This window comes from Microbulbifer maximicatervae (SeqCode), from assembly GCF_052467305.1.
In genome coordinates this window covers 2,350,456-2,369,106 of the sequence record NZ_CP174306.1, presented here as the reverse complement: position 1 = coordinate 2,369,106, position 18,651 = coordinate 2,350,456, and the positions used below count along the sequence as shown (strand labels likewise).

Here is an 18,651-nt window from a genome sequence, read left to right as displayed (position 1 = left end):
ACTTTTTGCCAATTCCAGCTGCCAGAAAAATCAAAACTTTCCTGAACCGGGGGCGCTTCAGCGCCCCCGGCACAATGGGTTAACACCCTGCGAGAACGGTCAATCGCAAGTTGCAGCGCCAATATCTTCCCAAACAGAAGAAACACCGGGCTCATCGCCCTGGGTCCACCACTTGGCACGATAGCGGGTGCCATCGTGATTTACTTCATCTCCACCGTTATAGATGGTTTCTGCATTCCATGGTATTTCGACATCACTGATCAGCGTCCAGTCGGATGCAGCTATGCTCGGCTCCATCTGGGTCCAGGAGCGTGCCTGCCAAACCAGGTTGTTATGGCTTACCTGGTCGCCGCTCAGGTAAGTGTTACCCTCGCTCCAGGCGGGGTAGCTACCTGCATTGGGGTCCGTCTGGCTGCAGCTGCCCTCTGCAATGTTGGTCACATTCACTTGTACGTCGGCAGAAACAGTGGCGAAACCATCGCTCACGGTAACCGTTGCGGTAAAAGTTGTATCGGCTTCAACTTCTGGTGCTGTGAACGTAGCGCTGGCAGTATTTCCATTAGCTACAGTAAGGCCTGGTGCACTCCAGCTGTAGGTGAGCGCATCGCCATCGGAATCACTGGCAGTGGCGGAAACACTGATACTCGAACCTTCATTCACAGAGACACTGGCGGGGACGGAGACCGTGGGAGGCGTATTATCTCCGTCAGCGAGCAGGGTCACTTCGACAGTATCAGTATCTGAGAGCTCACCATCACTGACTGTGAGTTCAAATGTCAGCACCGTCTCAGAAGTCACCTGTGGAGCGGTAAACGCGGGAGTTGCACTATCGGCACCCGTTAACTGTACCTGAGGGGTGCCAATCTGAGTCCAAGAGTAGCTCAACACATCGCCATCGAGATCGCTGGAGGCACTGCCATCCAGGGTTACTGAAGAACCGCTAGCCGCAGACTGGTCAAGACCCGCATCGGCAGACGGCGCTCGATTGGCGATGCCGTCACCGTGGCCTAAGCCCTCGTGCATCGCATTGAGTATGTCGCCGTTGTCTGCATCAATTTCCCAAGAGAATAAACCTGCAAGACCATTACTGCGCGCGTAAGCACCTTTCTGCATGACAGTAGTGGGGCTATCGTAGGTGATCAGGTCACCAGTATCGGCTTTGAAGATATAGGCGCCCTGGGCAGTGCTGTCGTAGTACTCCTGCCACTGACCGCTAGCGATATTCTCGGCAATCTCGCGGTAGTCTACAACGCCGCTCTCCCAAGTGCCTGCAACCGCACCGGTTGCTGTGCCGGTCAGGTGATCACCCCCCGTCCAACCGTTAACCCCGGTCCAGCCACGGCCATACATTGCAGCGCCCAGCACCAGCTTTGACGGTGGTACACCAGCGCCAATCAACGTTTGGATACTGGAATGGGCATTGTAATCATCGGTGGGATCCCAGCTCGGAGCATAAATTGCCGTCTGGTGCCCAAGTGTCTGGTTGCTCCAAGCTCCGTAGAAGTCATAGGTCATCAGGAACAGGTAGTCCATGTACTGTTCGACACTCGAGTAATCGACATCCTCGAGTTTGTCAGCGCCAGCACCAATCGCAGACGTGAGTTCGTACTCGCGACCAGTTTCCTGCTCGAGTACGTCCAGCATCGCGCGCAGTTCTTGCATCAGTAAGCGGTAAGTCTCGCCATCGGTTGCGGGGTCGCCCAGGCTGGAGTTTGCTCCCTGACCACCAGGATATTCCCAATCGATATCCACACCATCAAAGAATTTCCAGGTGCGCAGGAACTCCCCCACTGAATCGACAAAGCGGGTGCGAAGGGTCGAATCATCAAAGAAGTAGAACGGGTCAGATAGGCTCCATCCTCCAACTGACGGCAGTATTTTGATATCTGGATAGGCCTGCTTCAGTGCCATCAACTGGCCAAAGTTACCTTTGTAGGGATCGGACCAACTGTGCCCTGTCTGCGACTTCTGCAGTGCAGCGAATGGGTCGTGGATTGAGACCTTGAAATCGTCCCGCCCTGAGCAGGAGCGTTGCAAAGCCTGGTAGCTGCCATCAATGTCCTTGAGACTGTCGTTGATGCCGTCGCCACCGCAGATGGGAATGAAACCATACAGGATATGGGTGAGGTTATAAGCTGGGATCTTATCAACAGGGAAGTTGCGGCCATAGATGCCCCACTCCACAAAGTAAGTACCCACAACGGATCCGCTGGTGTTGGTGTAGGGTTGGTGGTTTTCTCCAACATTGAGCACGATTGGATCTAAGTGACTGCCGTCGGTATCGGCCACGACGATGTCGGTCGTTTCTGAAGTGCTGCAGCCGGAATCATTACACAGGGTAACTTGCAGCCCGTATTGGCCCCCTTCACTGATCTGCAACGTGGCGGTTCCACTCTGGTTACCGCTACCACTCACCGACTGCGTGAGTACAACTTGTCCATTAAGCAGATACTGTGCAGTGTCGGCATCGTCACCGGAAAACTTGGACCAGGCCACCGGTACTTCGGCGTAATCTTTGACGGTCACTAGCTGCTCGTATGCGGTGGCGGTCTCATCAACTTCAATAATGGCAAAACTAGCTTCCATATTGTCGATGGTGGGGGCCCCTGGAGCTGCAAGCGCAGGTGAGCTGGCCAAGGCAAATAACAACAGAGTTTGCCTCCAAGCCTGGAGTTTGGGTGTTTGCATGAGGTTCCTCTTAAGTAATGAAATGTTGTGAGCTTCTTTGGCAAAGCGTGCCTGGCTCGATTAGCTATACCACTAATTTCTCAACAACTTTCGAGTATTTACCCGATCCCTAACGGCAGAAACATACCGTGTGGGTCACTTTTGGATGCTCGTCACAAAATTTGTCGCCATACCCTACAAATTTCTACCGGCTGCTCAATAATTTTTGAGTATATTTATGAGTCTCAGCTGTAGAAACGTACCATGTGGTTCACTTTTTAGTGTGATGTAGAAACCCACGTCCTAAGGATAACGGTGTCCGGCGAGTATTTTATGCATCTCAAAAAATCCGACCCTAGTCTTTGTATCTAGGTGTATAAGCGAGATCTAAAAAGAATTTTAATTCTGTGGGGGCCTATTTTTTGTTGCCGTAGGAGTCGCCCCTAGAGTCGAATTCATGCACCCTCAATAAATCGAAAGATCCCTACAAATATCATAAAAAGTACTTGATATTCACGGCTGAACAGGAAGATTTTGTACGCTTTTTGCTCAACACCAAAGGTGGTGGAATGTCAGAGCGGCTTGATGGGCTGGAACAAAGACTGATGAACAATACCGTATTGGAAGATTGGTTTTCCCCTATGAAGCAAGCACTGGGGAAATGGCGGTATTCGGATATAAAATACCCCACATTAAATACTGTAATGTTTCTTCTTCTTAATTGCGTGCGCCAATTAAATGCCACTATTACGCTATCTTATTTATAAGAAAAAGGGATTTTATTCAATGCATCAGGTTTTTGAGTCTGCGTCTGGAAAGCTCTATTTGGGGCGGCTTTATGACTATGCGAGTCAGCACAGTAGAGAATACCCCTGCCAATGGCAGCGACCCCATCGCGAAGAAATACACTGCGAAAGTACGTGATTTCTTGGCAGAAGTTCCCGATTGTTCCGGGGTATATTTGTGGGGTTACTATGATGAAAAGGGCCGCTGGAACACTATTTATATCGGCAAAACAGACTCAACAAAAAAAGCCGGCTTACAAACCAGCCTTAAGGAGGAGTTGTGTACAGAGAATATCTTTATCTGGTGTGCGGGTTACGATAGCGATCAGGAATCACTAGACTACGCCTTACAACGCTTTGCGAACCCAACTCCTAAGTCTGTCACTCACTATAGGCGAGCACTCAAAAAATATGGGACGTCTCATATCTACTGGGCAACAACAGCACCAGATCAAGTGCCAGAGGAAATCGAAAGCTGGCTAGTTGAATTGATGAATCCCAGCGCTAATCATCGCAAAATACTGCCAAAACCACTTTATCGAGAAGGAGCGGTTAATATACTGACGTTGTTCAGTCAGCATATTAGTGATCATCGCCCAGGCTAAAGCCCTGCTCGGAGGATCTTTAGGGAGGCCCTAAATAAGCCCATTAGTCAGGATTGCCCGGTGGATCTTTTGGCACAGGCGACTGAATTTACTAACGTCGCCAAGGGTGGGGGTCTCGCCGTCGTCTAGTTTCTTCTCCCAATCCACGATTTCGCTATCCAATAGCTCCAGTAGTTTTTTCGGGCAGCCCCTGCAAGGGCCGGCACACAACTGGGCGGCGGGCATGGTGAAGGGTAGGGTTTCCCTGGCCTGCCGGATAATTTGGCGAATGGCTGTGCTGGTGTTGGGTTTTACGGTTTTGGGCAAGGCGGTCATACCTTAGGTGGTTTCAGAGGCTTCCTAAAGCTTCCCTGTAGCGGCACGCCGATCTCTGTGCAACAAAGTGTCAGGGGCTTTCCGCTCCTTGCGGCGACAATTCCGGCGGGTGACACCCACATCATGGTAGGCGTTCTCATTTGTATCGCAAACGGGCAAAAGTGGTAGACCTGTGCATGGCCAAGTTATTCGGAGGCTCCTTGGGCCGCTAGGCAATGCGCCTATCAAAACAGAGATCCTCATTGCAGCGTTGGACGGTAAGGTCGTCGATATTGAGTTGCTGCAGTGCTGCGCGAATCCTGCCAACTTCCTCTTCGCTAGTTAGCGTGGGGTGGGGGTCAGTCGCACCTGTAGCGGGGTGGTCAGTATCGCCGCACTCTGCCAGGGCGCAGCGCCACTGTTAGGTACTCGTGTAATGGCATCATAATTTTCTGGCAGCACTTTAATATCCAGACTGGCCCAGTCGAGTAAAGGCAGCAGATGGGCGATACGTCGTGGATACATTCCGGCGGTGTGCAGGCCCACTTTAAACCCCAGAGCTAGCACACCATTGATTGCCGTTTCCAGTGCGCTCTGGGCTGTGGGTTCGCCACCGGAGAACACCACTGCGTCGAGCAGTCCTCGGCGAGTCTGTAGGTGTTGTAAGAGCTGTTGCCAATCGTATTTGGATTCAGTTTGTTCGCCGTTGTGACAGTAGCGGCAGCGCCAGGGGCAGCCCTGACAGAAGACTACTGCCGACAGGGCGCCGGGAAAGTCGATGGCGGTAAAGGGAGTAAAGCCGCCTACGCGCAGTTTTTTATCCATGGTGTATCGAGTGTTGCAAGGGTTGTGGCGGCGCCGCTGCCGGATTAGCGCTGATTCGAGGGGGCTGCCTCTGGGACAAAAAAGCATCGGTCGCGGTGCTCCGATTGCTTGCCGGGGTTCCAGAAAGTTACCGGCCGGTGGTAACCCATTACGCGACTCCAGACTTCACAAGGGGTGCGCTCCGCATCTTTTAATACGGTAGTTTCGGTTTGCATGGGGGTTCTCCCAGTCATTTTCCATGGTGTTTCTAACTGCACGCTTTTCGCTACAGGCGAGTTTGCGTGCGATCAATTCCTCATCGCAGTGCGGACAGAATTGGTGTTCACCGCTCAGGTAGCCGTGCGTCGGACAGATAGAGAAAGTGGGGGTAACGGTTATATACGGCAGGCGGAAGTTTTCCAGTGCACGGTGCACCAGACGGCGACAAGAATCCACATCCGGAAGTTGTTCCCCTAGATATAAGTGCCGTACCACCGGTGTACATTGACTGCAGCGACTCCTGCCGTGATAGCGCTTCGAATGGGTCATCAGTAAAGCCGACCGGCAATTGTGAAGAATTGGTGTAATAGGGGGCTTCATCGTTATCCGCTTGTAAAATATCCGCGAAGCGCTTGCGGTCTTCGCGGGCGAAACGGTAGGTGGTCCCCTCTGCCGGTGTTGCTTCCAGGTTGTCCAGGTGGCCGGTTTCGTCTTGGAATTTGGTCATGCGCGCACGAATATGCTGCAATAGCTGCTCGGCCATCTGATGGCCGCTGGGGCTGGTGATATTTTCCCGGTCGTCGGTAAAATTGCGGATCATTTCACTGATTCCGTTGACACCGATGGTGGAGAAGTGATTGCGCAGCGTGCCCAAATAGCGTTTTGAATAGGGGAAAAGCCCCGTATCCATGTGCCGCTGAATAACTTTGCGCTTCATTTCGAGGGAGTCCCGTGCAAGCTCCAACAGGCGATCAAGGCTCGCCTGCAGCGCGGCTTCGTCGCCCCGATGCAGGTAGCCGAGACGCGCACAATTCACGGTGACGACACCGAGGGAACCAGTTTGCTCAGCGGAGCCAAACAAGCCATTACCGCGCTTCAAAAGTTCGCGTGGGTCGAGCTGTAGCCGGCAGCACATGGAGTGAACCATGTTGGGGCTCATATCCGGGTTGATAAAGTTCTGGAAATAGGGAAGGCCATAGCGGGCGATCCCCGGCACCTGCTCGCGCAGGTCTTCCGGGCAGACCCAGTGAAGGTGAGATTGGTAAACGGTGTCTGGGTGTCCCAGCGGGAAGGCACATTGAGGTTAAATATCAGCTCCTGGATACACTGTCGTACCTCCTCATAGCTGAGCCCGTCCTTGCGGATAAACGGCGCCATGTAAGTATCGAAGGAACTGAAGGCCTGCGCCCCGGCCCACTCATTTTCCAGGGTGCCGAGGAAGTTGACGATTTGCCCGATAGCGCTGGAAAGATATTTTGGCGGTGCGGATTCCACTTTGCCGGGCACACCGTTTAGCCCCTCTTGAAGTAGTGTCCGCAACGACCATCCGGCGCAATAGCCGGCGAGCATATCGAGATCGTGGATATGTAGATCGCCTTCGCGGTGGGCGGCACCAATTTCTGGTGCATAGACATGGTTGAGCCAGTAATTGGCGATCATCTTGCCGGCGCTGTTCAGGATCAGCCCACCGAGGGAATAGCCCTGATTCGCATTGGCGGCCACACGCCAATCTTCGCGCTGCAGGTACTCGTCAATGGAAGCAGTGACATCCACAAAAGTTCGGCGATCCTGGCTCAGTTGTTGGTGGCGGCTGCGGTAGGCGATATAGCCCCGCGCAACGTCCAGATAGTTGTTACTAATTAGAACCTGCTTGACGATATCCTGAATGGCCTCGATACCTACTGGGGTATCGGCATCGAAGCGATGGCTGATAACCTTCACTACCTGCTCGGTAAGAAGCTCCGCCTCACCCATATCGAAGGCGTCGGTAGCGCGGCCCGCGCTCAAGATGGCACGGGTAATGCGGCGACGATCGAAGGTCTGGATGCGGCCACCGATAACTACCAGGTAGTTATCGGTGGCCACTCGCGCGGGGGCGTGGGCAGGCTGGACACTGGAAGGGGTAACGGAATCGGACATGGCGAGGGACATCCTCGCTCTCTGAATTTGCCGCCAATTGATCCAGGTCACTATATATGGTGCTTTATATTTGGCGAAAACACTACATATTGTGCATTTTTCAACCTGTTCAATAATAAACTCCACGAAGGGTTGGTTATCCAGAGCGATGTCTCAATCAGTCTTCGCGGGGAGATGGCCGGCAGCCTGTCGTCAGCTACCAACAAACCGACGACTATCAAGCTGTGAACAATGAGAGAATCCATATTCATCAGAAGCCGCCGAGGTCCGCCCAGATAAATTACCGGTTACTAAAAGGGTGCTCTCTGTTGCTGTCAGGTGTATAGAAATGTCTGGCAAATAAGGGGGGCATGTACACCGTATAAGTTGCTGTGCAGGACCACTGCGCTATCGACTCGCCACTCCAAGCTATAAAATTTTGTAAAGAAAGTATGAAGAAAGCTGCAGACATTTACATAGACCTATTATTGGAAAGTATTTCTAGTTGGGAAGATTGGTGCCAAGTTGAGAATAAGGTATTTAAACTCGATCGATGGCCGGGGATCAGCAGCAAAAAGCTAGGGAGCCTCTGAATAACACCGATTGATGTACAGGGCTATTAGAGCGCGCTGTGCCGGTAAATTTTTTAGCAGGCTCCCAGCGGCTCTGTTTGATTACTGGGAGTTCTGGCGCAGCTACGGGCAAAACCCAAAAAATGATGACAACGCTGTCATTTGTCTTGTAGTATGACTTCCGCTAGCTAGCGCAGGAGCGTTTATGGCTCTTTTGGCGCTGCTTCTGGGGGACAGAGAAGCCCGGATGTAGTACATAACAATACATATTCTTAGAGGCCGTTTCTGATGGTTGCTTTGGGAGATAGGGAAAATCTTTTTATCGGTATCGATGGTGGCGGCAGCAAGTGCCGTGCTTCAATTCTCGACAGTGATAATCGGGTATTGGGCACAGGGGTATCAGGCCCCGCGAATCCACTTCAAGGTTATGCACAAGCGATAGGCTCGATTGTGCATTCCGCCATGCTTTCGCTTTCTGATGCAGGCCTTCCGCCCGAAATGCTCGGCGAACTCGTCGCCGGTGTTGGTCTTGCGGGCGTCAATATGCCTAACCTCTACAATGAAATGGATGCCTGGGCGCACCCCTTCAAACAGATGTTCCTCACCACTGATCAGCACTCGGCCTGCCTTGGTGCGCATCGTGGTGGTGATGGGGCGGTCATTATTGTCGGTACCGGTTCTTGCGGTTACGCCTCGATCAATGGCGAGGCTCGCTTTTTAGGCGGCCACGGGTTTCCCCATGGCGATAAGGGCAGCGGCGCCTGGATGGGGATGGAGGCGGTCAAGTACTTGTTTCTGGCCCTCGATGGTCTTACCGAAGATTCCCGTTTGAAAGATGAATTGCTGTCTGTGCTGGAAAGTGCCGATGCCCAGCAAGTGTTTGAATGCATTGCCGGAAAGCCCTCTAGTTATTATGCGCGCCTTGCGGTGCCGGTGGTTGAATATGCGGAAGCTGGAGATCCAGTAGCGCTGGCAATCGTGCGCGATGGTGCAAGTTATATCAGTGATCTCGCGAATAAATTGTTTGAAATGAATGCTCCGCGGCTTTCCCTGATCGGCGGCGTTGCACCGCGGCTGATGCAGTGGATGGCTCCGCAAGTTGTGGAGCGTGTGGCGGAAGCGTTGGATCCGCCAGAATTTGGCTGTATTTATTTTGCTCGCCAGTGTGTTGCTGAGGCGGCGAATGGCAGCAACAGTGCTATCGAAGGTGACGAAAAAGCACTGTTCGGATGAATAAAAAATGGTACGAAATTAAATTTTCCCGCTGGCGTCGTTAAGGGAGACAGATCATGGCGATGACAATTATGGAAACCGAGGCTCGTGAAGCCCCGGATTGTATTGCAGAACAGCTGCAGAGTAATGCTGAGATTATGTCTCAGCTGGGTGAACGCCTGCGCAGCAAGCCGCCGCGGCTTGTCATGATCGTAGGGCGCGGCTCCTCAGATCATGCGGGTGTGTTTACTAAATACCTGATTGAAATCGAGACAGGTACGCCGACTTTTGCTGCGGCGCCTTCAGTATCCAGTGTCTATAAGCGCAGCCTTAAGCTGGAAGATTCCTTGGTTATCGTCATTTCCCAGTCGGGCCGTAGCCCTGACATTCTGGCACAGGCGAGGATGGCCAAAGAGGCCGGCGCCTATACCGTTGCTTTAGTGAATGACGAATCGGCCCCAATCAAGGATATTGTCGATTTAATAGTGCCCTTGAAAGCTGGGCCGGAAAAAGCTGTGGCAGCGACCAAAAGCTATCTGGCGACGTTGTCCGCAGTTCTACAGTTGGTTGCCAATTGGAAGCAGGACGATGAGATGCTGAAGGCGGTTGATGGACTGCCACAGGCTCTGCGTGAGGCTGTATCTGCTGAGACCCAACTGCGCCCGGAAGACCTCGCTGCGGTGAAGAATCTGGTTGTGTTGGGTCGTGGGCCGGGTTATGGCATTACCCGCGAACTGGCACTGAAGCTGAAGGAAGTCTGCAATATCCATGCGGAGTCTTTTTCCAGTGCGGAATTCTTACACGGGCCGGTAACCCTGGTTGAGCAGCAGCTGACTGTGATCAACGTGCCGATCGAAGATGAATCCTATCAGGCCCATAGCGAACAAATCGCAGATATAATCCGTCGCGGTGGCACCCTGATTAATCTGCATGTGCCTTCAAAAGGCGTACATCCTCGTGTTGCTCCATTGCCACTGTTACAGCGTTTCTATATTGATGTAGCCCATGTCGCAGTTAGCCGTGGGATTAATCCGGATGAGCCGGCAGGCCTGAAAAAAGTCACCCAGACGGTCTGAGTTCGATCGCTAGAGCAGGGGAGTTACACGTGGTTCAGGTGTTACTGGCAGAGCGTTTGTTCGATGGCGAGCGGGTTCTAACTGATGTTCCAGTCTCAGTCGATAACGATGGCAGAGTAGCTGCAATAGGTGGCGACGTGCCGGCTTCTGGAGCAGAGCGCTTAGCCGGCACCCTGGCGGCGGGCCTGATTGATGTTCAGGTCAATGGTGGCGGGGGTGCACTGTTTAACAATGAGCCGACACTGGCATCGCTGCGGAAGATGTCCAGTGCGCATGCCTGTTTTGGTACCACGGGCATGTTGCCAACACTTATCACGGACAAGGTTGAAGTCATGCAGCGCGCAGCGGATGCGATTAGTACCGCGTTGCGTGAAAAAATACCCGGCATTATCGGTGTGCACTTTGAGGGTCCGCATCTCAGCACCCCAAAGAAAGGCACCCATGAGGCCCGCTTTATTCGAGGCCTGAGCCAGGCAGAGCTGGATATTTATGCACGTGACGACCTGGGGGTAAAAGTCGTAACACTGGCGCCAGAAAATGTTGCGCCGGAGGATATCCACAAACTGGTATCACTGGGTGTGAATGTATGTCTTGGGCACACAAACGCCGACGGGCCGACAACCGCCGCAGCATTGGCAGCCGGGGCGAGCGGATTTACCCATCTTTACAATGCGATGTCGCCGTTCCAGTCCCGAGAAGCGGGAGTGGTCGGAACCGCGTTAATTAGCGACGATGCCTGGTGTGGCCTGATTGTCGATGGCCACCATGTCTGTGCGGATGCCATTCGCCTGGCGCTGAAGGCCAAACCCCAGGGCAAATTAATGCTGGTGACCGATGCGATGTCACTCGTCGGGAGTGAAGAGAGCAGCTTTCCTTTGTTTGAGCGCGTAGTGACTCGGGAGGGAAACAAGTTGACTTCGACTACCGGAGAGCTGGCGGGCTCTCACTTGGATATGATTGGTGCCGTACGAAATATTCGCGACTGGTGTGATGTGCCACTGGAAGAAGCGCTGCGAATGGCCTCCCTTTACCCGGCAAGATTCCTCGGTCTGGAAGGTGGCCGATTGGCTGTGGGTGCACCGGCAGACATGATTTTACTGGATAGCGAATTGCAGGTGCTCAGGACCTGGGTTTCGGGCAGGGAAGTTTATAGCGGTTGAGGTTTATTTTCGCAATAAGTTCAGACAACGATAACTATTAAAAAGGTGCTTCTTATGGAATCTGCCGTAAGTGTTCAAAGAGAAACGCGCAGCAGCCTGTTGCCCATGGCAATTATCGGCATGCTGTTTTTTATTTTTGGTTTTGTGACCTGGTTGAACGGCTCGCTGATGCCGTTCCTAAAAGTCCTTTGTGACCTCACAGAATTCCAAGCGCTGTTTGTAACTTTTGCGTTTTATATCGCTTACACGGTCATGGCATTACCCATGTCGTTTATCCTGCGTAAAACGGGCTACCGCGACGGTATGGCGATTGGCCTGGCGATTATGGCAGTGGCTGCGCTAATTTTTATTCCGGCTGCGCAAACTGGCAGCTACCCGGTTTTCCTGCTGGCGCTATTCGGCCTGGGTGCTGGCCTGACCATTCTGCAGACGGCCTCTAACCCCTATGTGGTGAAGGTGGGACCAGCAGAAAGCGCAGCCATGCGTATCGCCATTATGGGGATTATTAACAAAGGCGCGGGCGTACTTGCGCCTTTGGCCTTTACCGCGCTGGTACTGTCTGGCCTGGCCGATTTCAACACCGAATCACTGGCTGAACTGTCTGTAGCGGAACGGGAAGCCCAACTGACGGAAGTTTCCAGCCGTCTGATCATGCCGTATATCTGCATGGCGATTGCCCTGTTTGCGCTGGTTGGACTGGTGAAGTTTTCCGGTCTGCCCGAAGTTGACGAAGATGACGCCGCCGATGCCGGCCAATCTGAGGGAAGCTTCCTCGATATTCTGCGTTACCCCCAGGTTGTACTCGGCTCATTGGCGCTGTTCGCCTACGTTGGCGTGGAGGTTATCGCAGGTGACACCATAGGCCTCTATGGTGAAGGTCTTGGCTTGTCCAATTACGCCGCCCTCACGTCCTACACCATGGTGTTTATGGTGATCGGCTACCTCATTGGTGTTGTCGGGATTCCACGTTTTATCAGCCAGCAACAAGCCCTGCTGGGGTCGGCAGTGGCTGGCGGCCTGTGTGTGTTCGGTGTGTTGTTTGGCTCTCAGGACAGTACTTTGCTGGCCGACATCTTGTGGGGCTGGAGTGGTATTGCTCCAGTAGTCCCCAATACCATCACTTTTGTTGCCCTGATGGGGCTGGCGCACGCGCTGGTATGGCCTGCGATCTGGCCTCTGGCCCTGGAAGGTCTTGGACGTCTGACCGCGCAGGGGTCTGCGTTGTTGATTATGGGCATCGCCGGCGGGGCCATTATCCCAACCTTTGGTTTCGGTCCTCTGTCTGAAATTGCCGGTGAGGCGCGCATGGGCTACTGGGTGGCGCTACCGTGCTACCTGTTTATCCTTTTCTATGCCCTGAAAGGGCATAAGATGCGCAGCTGGAAATAATCTCGCTAGACCAGTCAGTTTGATTCTCGTCGTTGTGTCTCTTCGACTCTTGTGACCTTGCCCTCCTTTAAGGAGGGTTTTTTTAATGGGGATAAATACTGGTAGGGTTAGTTGCCCGGTGCGCTTCCGCTCGAATCACGTACAACAAGCTCGGGGGTAAATTCACGCTGAATGTGCGCTTCCTTGCTGGCGCTGGCGTTCTCACTGGATGTTTTACCGCGCGCTTTGCTGAGCACAAGTGCGGCCGCGCACTTAGCGATTTTGTCATTGGGCTGGTTCGCCGTTGTCAGTTTCGGCCAGGTCTGTCTGGAGAAGGGGCTATCTTCAAATCCCACGATAGAGAGCTGGGACGGGATATCGATGTTCATTAATCGGGCGGCAAAGAGTGCACCGGCCGCCATTTCATCGTTGCTGGCAAAGATGGCACTCGGCGGATTGTCAGTACCAAGCAATGCTTTTGCACCCTGAACCCCGGAATCAAACGAGAACTCTCCTTTGAGGATCAGGGATTCGTCAACCGAAAGGCCCGCTTTTTTCATGGCACGTCGATAGCCATCAAGACGACTGTGGGTAGAAATGTGCTCATCTCCACCACAGAGAAAGCCAATGCGCTTGTGGCCGAGCCCGATAAGGTGGTGGGTGATATCAAACGCTGCGGCAGAGTCGTCTACTTGGATGCAGTTGTCCTGGTCCTTAACATCCGCAGTTTTAGAAACGATGCGCACGTAGTCTACGTCGAGATTCTGAAGCGTTTCGATCACCGCCGGTGTTTCTGAAAAAGGAGGGGTCAAAACGATCCCGGCCACCTTTGAGTGTTCGACCAGATTTTTCAGTTCATGGTGAACCGATGCCGACTTGGAGTTACTGGGGTGGATCAATAGCTCATAGCCCTGGGCCTTACAGGCATTAAGGATGCCGTTTTGCATATCGATCACATAGTAGGCATTCGGGTTATCGTAAATAAATGCGATGGTATATGTCCGCGAACCGGCCAAATTGCGCGCGGCCAGATTGGGCTGATAATTTAGCGCCTTGCCCGCTTCTTCGACCTTTTTTCTGGTAGCCGGGCGTACCGAAGGCTCGTTGTTGATGACCCTGGATACGGTTTTTATGGATACCCCCGCATGTGCGGCGACGTCGTTAATGGTGACTTTCATAAGGTCGTCTAGTCCTTGAATCATTTCGTCGGCGCTTGTCACTGCAGCGTCGGTCTGTCCGCCATCCTAGCAGAAATGACTGGAAATTTGCCGTGAGCAGCGTAAGTAGTGCCCTGTAATAAGTGGTGAGCCCCAAAAAAACACATCCCATAAACCTTTACCGGAAAATAGTGTTGTCGGCAGCCACCGTTTAATTCCCGCGTCTGTCTTACTGCTGTGACAGAACCGCTGAAGCTCATTATGTTCTTCGTCTGGGAGGTTTTTTGTTTCAAGTGCTACGGGCGGGGCGGGAAATTAGGGGGCCTCTGGATAAATCCATGAATCGCTCTGCAGGCCAGAGGTATCACGGAGTTATTCAGAGGCTCCTTAATGCGAATAAAGATTGCGCAGATACCCCCTCTCAAGGTTTTTATGGTTGAGCTAACTGCTTTAAATTGAAAGAATTTGTCCACTGTGGAGTGCGGAATTTCGTTGCATCAATAACCTGTATGGGAGGTTTTTTTACTCCAAAAACGGTAGCAATTCTGGATAACCCTGTGTATCTTCGATTATTTAGAATGACAGCGCTATCATAAAAGTGGATGACAGCGCTGTCATCTGGCGAAAAAGGGTGAACAAGAAAGTTACTTACAACCTTTATTATTCAAATAAAAAGCAAGAAAGGGGATATCAATGCGAAAGCGCAATCAACTCGCTTTATCGATCAGTGCAGCGGTAGTTAGTGGTGGCCTGATGGCCCCGCAGGCTATTGCCCAGCCGGGTGAACTTATAGAGGAGATCACTGTTACTGGCATTCGTGGCTCTCTGCAGGATGCCATGACTACCAAACGAAATGCTGGTTCAATTGTCGACGCAATTTCTGCGGAAGACGTCGGTAAGTTCCCTGACAAAAACATCGCTGAATCTCTATCCCGTATTACGGGCGTGGCGGTAAGCCGCGAGTTCGGTGAAGGGGAACGTGTTTCTATTCGCGGTGCTGGCCCAGACTACAACCGCACCACCTTGAACGGCCAATCCGTTGGTACTGCCGACTGGTTTATTCTGGATAGTCCAGCTCGCAGCTTCAACTACACCCTGTTGCCTTCCACGTTGATTTCCTCCGTTGAGGTCATCAAGAGCCCGATGGCTTCCCAGGACGAAGGTTCTTTGGGCGGTACGGTTAACGTGCGCACTCACCGCCCGTTTAACCTCGACGCCAATGAGGCTGTCATTGCCGTAGAGAGTATCTACTCCGAGACTTCGGAGGAAAATGACCCGAGCATCTCTGGTCAGTACTCCTGGAAGAACGATGACGAAACCTTTGGTGTACTGGTATCTGCGACCAAGCAAGACCGCACTGTTCAGCGCTCTGGTTTTGAAGTGCTGTCCTGGGTCGAAGATGAGGATACTGGCGTTATGGTGCCCGGCATCATGGGCACCCCGACCTTCCACCAGGAGCGCGAGCGCGAAACGATATTCCTGTCTACTCAATGGCGTCCAACCGACGCGCTACAGCTAACGCTGGATGTGCTCGATACCAGTATGGACGCGGATAACATGAACGCCAATTGGCTGGTATTTACCGGCGACAATGTGGAAGATCATGTTAATACCGGTCAGATAAGCGACAACAGTGTCGTGGCCTCTGAGATTTCTGGTGCAGGCAAGGGCGTTGTGAACTGGATCAACCGCGTATCGTCCTCTGAATCTCAGTCCTACACCTTGACTGGTGAATATGATGCCGATGCATTCAGCTTGGATTTTGTTGTCGGTAGAACTTCGGCCAAGGGCGGGACCTATCGCGAGACTTCTTGGGAGTATGGTTGGACCGGTGGCGACTACGCGTTTGATCTGAGCAATCCATCTCTCGACTCCAACCCAGCACCCACCGATGCAGATGCTTATGCCGCTGGCTGGATCTGGGGCGGCGAGCGCCCGACCACCGATAAAGAAAGCTACTTCCAGGTAGATCTCGAGGTGCCAATCGAGATGGGAGTATTTACTTCTATTGAGACAGGGGTCAAGTATCGCAACGCTGAGCGTACCCAGAAGCGCACCGTATACAGCTGGCATGGCCCTGATACCATGGCAGGCAACGAGGATCTCGCTGACTCATACCTGAGTTATATCTTCGCTAACTGCCCGACTTTAGCTCATTGTGGTCTGGACTCTGGCGGCGCTGTAAGTTTTGACACACCCGCCAGCGGCAACTCCACCACTGCACTGGAGCAAATGCGTGGCATCATGGAGCAAATCGCGTTTGGTGGCCTGAACGGTGTCAGCGCCGATTACGCGCGCTCTCTGGAACTGGCCAATAACTGGGACGTAGAGGAAGATATTTTCGCGGTATATGCTCAGGCGAACTTCGAGGGTGACAGCTACCGAGGCAACTTCGGTCTGCGCTATGTCTCTACCGACCAAACCTCTGGCGGCTTCGAATTCAGTAGCGATTCCTGGGGTTTCTATACTGTTGATCGCGAATGGTTGAGCCCGTCATACTTGGCATGGGTCACTGAAGATAACGACTACAACCGATTTCTGCCGAGCTTCAACATCTCTTATGACCTGAATGAAGACATGGTGATTCGTACAGCGCTTGCTCGTGTTATGGCCCGCCAGAATTGGAGCCTGATCTCTCCGTATGAGAGTTTTGGTGATTTGAATGCGCTGGATCCGCAGGGGCAGGCAGGTAACCCGCAGCTGAAGCCGTTCCTGGCGGACCAGTGGGATGTCTCCTTCGAGTGGTACTACAGTGATGTGTCCCTATTCTCCGCGACAACCTTCATCAAGAAGAACCGCAGCTACCTGGAGTACGAGACATATACAGAAGCGCGCTATAACGAACAGGCTGACGAGTGGATTAACGTTGACTTTAACCGCCCGGTGAATGGAGATGGTGGTCGGGTTACTGGTCTTGAGCTGGCTGTGCTGCACGACTTCGACAACGGCTTTGGTGTCCAGGCTAACTACACCTACACCGATACGGGCTCCGATGATGTTGTTGGTATCTCCGAAAGCATGGCTAACCTGATGGGTTACTACGAAAACGAAACCTTCGGTGCACGGGTGATGTACAACTATCGCTCTGACTGGAGCAAGGGCGTCCATTGGAACGGTAATCCGCTGTCCAATGATGCGTTTGGTCAGCTGGATGCGAGCTTCTCGTACAACGTTACTGAAAACGCACAGATCACTCTGGAAGCGGTAAACCTCACCAATGAACAGATCATGGAGTACAGTGAATATGAGGATCGCCTCATGTCCCTGTATGAAAATGGCCGTCGCTTCGTTGTGGGTGCGCGATACAAGTTCTAATCGAAGTTTGTATGGAAAAGCTGGGCATTGCTCTAATGCCAATCAGCTAAGCGCTGTCACTTGCTGATAAGGAGAAAACCTGGAGTTCTTGATAAGAGCTCCAGGTTTTTTTGCATTGCGTCACCGCCGAGCAGTTTCCCACACTTTCCGAAGCCCTTTACTCCTTAGGGGCTGATAAACAGGTTTCGTCGATAAAGCCAGTGCAAAACAATCCACTGTACCGCCAGCACACCGATCACAATCACCAAGTTAGCGGCATCCGCAGAAGAAAATACCGAGGCAATACCGCCAAACAGACTCTTGCTGGTGTAGGTCCAGTTCACCAGACTGCTGGCCATATACACCAGAATGGCATTGCAACCGATCACCGCAAACACCATGGTAAACCAGCGCCATTTCCAGATTTCCACTATCAGATAGAAACAGCCGAGAAGCAGCAGGCTGCAACCAATGGTGACGAGCGAGAAGGACCCCGTCCATAAGTCTTTGTTCACTGGATAAATCAGGTTCCAGGTCCAGCCGAGTGCGAATAGGGTGATACCTGCGAGGAACAATCCCCTCAGCAACCTGCCAGGCTGGTGTCCCTGTAGATGGAGCCAGCGGCCGGCAAAAACACCGGCGAGCGCATTGGCGACGGCGGGCAGGGTAGACAGCAGCCCCTCAGGATCGTAGGGCTTGCCTTGATAAGTGATACCCGGCAGGCAGCAGTGATCTACCACAGCGTTTATTGATTCCGACCTACTGAAGCCCCCCAGTCCGAGCTGCAGGAGCCAGTAGCCGAATAGGATGCTCACAAATATCAGGTACTGGGCGCTAGGGCGACAGTGCCAAACAATCAGTGCGGCAAAGAACCAGGCAAAACCAATGCGAGCGAGAACACTGGCATAGCGTATTTCAGACAGATCGAGGGGAATACCTGAACCCCAGCCATGGTTATACAGCACGCCGAGGCCGATAAGAATCAGTAGCCTTTTAACCGCTTTTTTATAGGCAGTCTGCCGTAATTGTAGTGGCTGGCCCCGCAAACTTTTATTGGCCAGACCGAGAGTAACACCGGAAAGAAAGATAAACAGTGGGAAGATCAAGTCATACAGGGTAAACCCATGCCATGCACTGTGTTGCATCTGCGCTTGTCCCCACGCAAAGGCACTGAGCCCGGTTAGGGGCAGCAGTGGGGCGAACAGGGATTCGCCCCCAATAATCCAGAACATATCAAAGCCACGCAAGGCATCGACGGATACCAGGCGCTTGTGGCCAGTAGAAGGGGAGGAGGCTTGTTGTTGCCCTGTTTGTTGCTGCATGGGACTGCTTGGCTCCGCGACAGAATTGGTGACTAAGGAGCCTCTGAATAACTCCGTAATGCCTCTGCGGGTCTTGATGGCTGCAGATGTTAGGCGCAGCTCGCCGCGAATGGCCGTAGCCCTTGGCAAGAGCTGCAACGCAGCAGCTGTGGCCTTCAAGGCCCGCCCTTCGGGGCATCCAGAGCGATCCACACTCCGCGTTGCGACCTCTTGAAAG

At 52.8% G+C, this 18,651-nt stretch carries 13 protein-coding genes and 1 pseudogene; 6 read left to right on the top strand and 8 right to left on the bottom strand.

Going from position 1 to position 18,651, the window contains the following annotated elements; all coding sequences use genetic code 11:
* Window positions 1–99 precede the first annotated feature (99 nt).
* A complete protein-coding gene (locus ACJJI4_RS10445) occupies window positions 100–2,688 on the bottom strand; it encodes a glycosyl hydrolase family 18 protein (RefSeq protein ID WP_444928028.1) in 2,589 nt (862 codons plus the stop codon).
* A gap of 817 nt (window positions 2,689–3,505) precedes the next feature.
* On the opposite strand from ACJJI4_RS10445, the gene ACJJI4_RS10440 reads away from it, so the two are divergent.
* Window positions 3,506–4,057: a hypothetical protein gene (locus ACJJI4_RS10440; protein ID WP_444928027.1), complete on the top strand. Its 552-nt coding sequence runs from the start codon at window positions 3,506–3,508 to the stop codon at window positions 4,055–4,057.
* A 30-nt stretch (window positions 4,058–4,087) separates the two neighbouring features.
* Here ACJJI4_RS10440 and ACJJI4_RS10435 read toward each other — a convergent pair whose 3' ends face one another.
* The 5 genes and pseudogenes from ACJJI4_RS10435 to nrdD (ACJJI4_RS10415) all read right to left on the bottom strand — a co-directional run bounded on the left by ACJJI4_RS10435 (window position 4,088) and on the right by nrdD (ACJJI4_RS10415) (window position 7,294).
* Window positions 4,088–4,363 carry a hypothetical protein gene (locus ACJJI4_RS10435; protein ID WP_444928026.1) on the bottom strand — a complete coding sequence of 92 codons (276 nt, stop codon included), beginning with the start codon at window positions 4,361–4,363 and terminating at the stop codon, window positions 4,088–4,090.
* Window positions 4,364–4,693: 330 nt separating this feature from the next.
* Window positions 4,694–5,176 carry an anaerobic ribonucleoside-triphosphate reductase activating protein gene (locus ACJJI4_RS10430; RefSeq protein ID WP_444928025.1) on the bottom strand — a complete coding sequence of 161 codons (483 nt, stop codon included), beginning with the start codon at window positions 5,174–5,176 and terminating at the stop codon, window positions 4,694–4,696.
* Between the two features lie 44 nt (window positions 5,177–5,220).
* Entirely contained in the window at window positions 5,221–5,391 is a 171-nt protein-coding gene (nrdD, locus tag ACJJI4_RS10425) for an anaerobic ribonucleoside-triphosphate reductase (protein ID WP_444928024.1), read from the bottom strand.
* Window positions 5,342–6,302: pseudogene (gene nrdD, locus ACJJI4_RS10420) on the bottom strand (anaerobic ribonucleoside-triphosphate reductase). The gene nrdD (ACJJI4_RS10425) and the pseudogene nrdD (ACJJI4_RS10420) overlap by 50 nt, the downstream one beginning before the upstream one ends.
* A gap of 8 nt (window positions 6,303–6,310) precedes the next feature.
* A complete protein-coding gene (nrdD, locus tag ACJJI4_RS10415; RefSeq protein ID WP_444928023.1) occupies window positions 6,311–7,294 on the bottom strand; it encodes an anaerobic ribonucleoside-triphosphate reductase in 984 nt (327 codons plus the stop codon).
* Between the two features lie 839 nt (window positions 7,295–8,133).
* Here nrdD (ACJJI4_RS10415) and nagK point away from each other — a divergent pair.
* The 4 genes from nagK to ACJJI4_RS10395 are packed head-to-tail and all read left to right on the top strand — an operon-like array spanning window position 8,134 to window position 12,682.
* Window positions 8,134–9,078, top strand: a complete 945-nt coding sequence (gene nagK, locus ACJJI4_RS10410) for an N-acetylglucosamine kinase (protein ID WP_444928022.1) — start codon at window positions 8,134–8,136, stop codon at window positions 9,076–9,078.
* A gap of 56 nt (window positions 9,079–9,134) precedes the next feature.
* Complete coding sequence (gene nagB-II, locus ACJJI4_RS10405; RefSeq protein ID WP_444928021.1) at window positions 9,135–10,133, top strand: glucosamine-6-phosphate deaminase NagB-II; 999 nt, start codon at window positions 9,135–9,137, stop codon at window positions 10,131–10,133.
* 29 nt (window positions 10,134–10,162) lie between these two features.
* Window positions 10,163–11,293: an N-acetylglucosamine-6-phosphate deacetylase gene (nagA, locus tag ACJJI4_RS10400; RefSeq protein ID WP_444928020.1), complete on the top strand. Its 1,131-nt coding sequence runs from the start codon at window positions 10,163–10,165 to the stop codon at window positions 11,291–11,293.
* Between the two features lie 54 nt (window positions 11,294–11,347).
* The gene (locus ACJJI4_RS10395; RefSeq protein ID WP_444928019.1) at window positions 11,348–12,682 is read left to right on the top strand and encodes a sugar MFS transporter; all 1,335 of its coding nucleotides are present in this window, start codon (window positions 11,348–11,350) and stop codon (window positions 12,680–12,682) included.
* A 107-nt stretch (window positions 12,683–12,789) separates the two neighbouring features.
* Here the strand turns inward: ACJJI4_RS10395 and ACJJI4_RS10390 are convergent, their stop codons facing one another.
* On the bottom strand, window positions 12,790–13,839 hold the full coding sequence (locus ACJJI4_RS10390; protein WP_444928018.1) for a LacI family DNA-binding transcriptional regulator: 1,050 nt from the start codon (window positions 13,837–13,839) through the stop codon (window positions 12,790–12,792).
* A 672-nt stretch (window positions 13,840–14,511) separates the two neighbouring features.
* Here ACJJI4_RS10390 and ACJJI4_RS10385 point away from each other — a divergent pair.
* Window positions 14,512–17,133 carry a TonB-dependent receptor gene (locus ACJJI4_RS10385; RefSeq protein WP_444928017.1) on the top strand — a complete coding sequence of 874 codons (2,622 nt, stop codon included), beginning with the start codon at window positions 14,512–14,514 and terminating at the stop codon, window positions 17,131–17,133.
* 164 nt (window positions 17,134–17,297) lie between these two features.
* Here the strand turns inward: ACJJI4_RS10385 and nagX are convergent, their stop codons facing one another.
* Window positions 17,298–18,626: a transmembrane glucosamine N-acetyltransferase NagX gene (nagX, locus tag ACJJI4_RS10380; RefSeq protein WP_444928016.1), complete on the bottom strand. Its 1,329-nt coding sequence runs from the start codon at window positions 18,624–18,626 to the stop codon at window positions 17,298–17,300.
* Window positions 18,627–18,651: the final 25 nt, after the last annotated feature.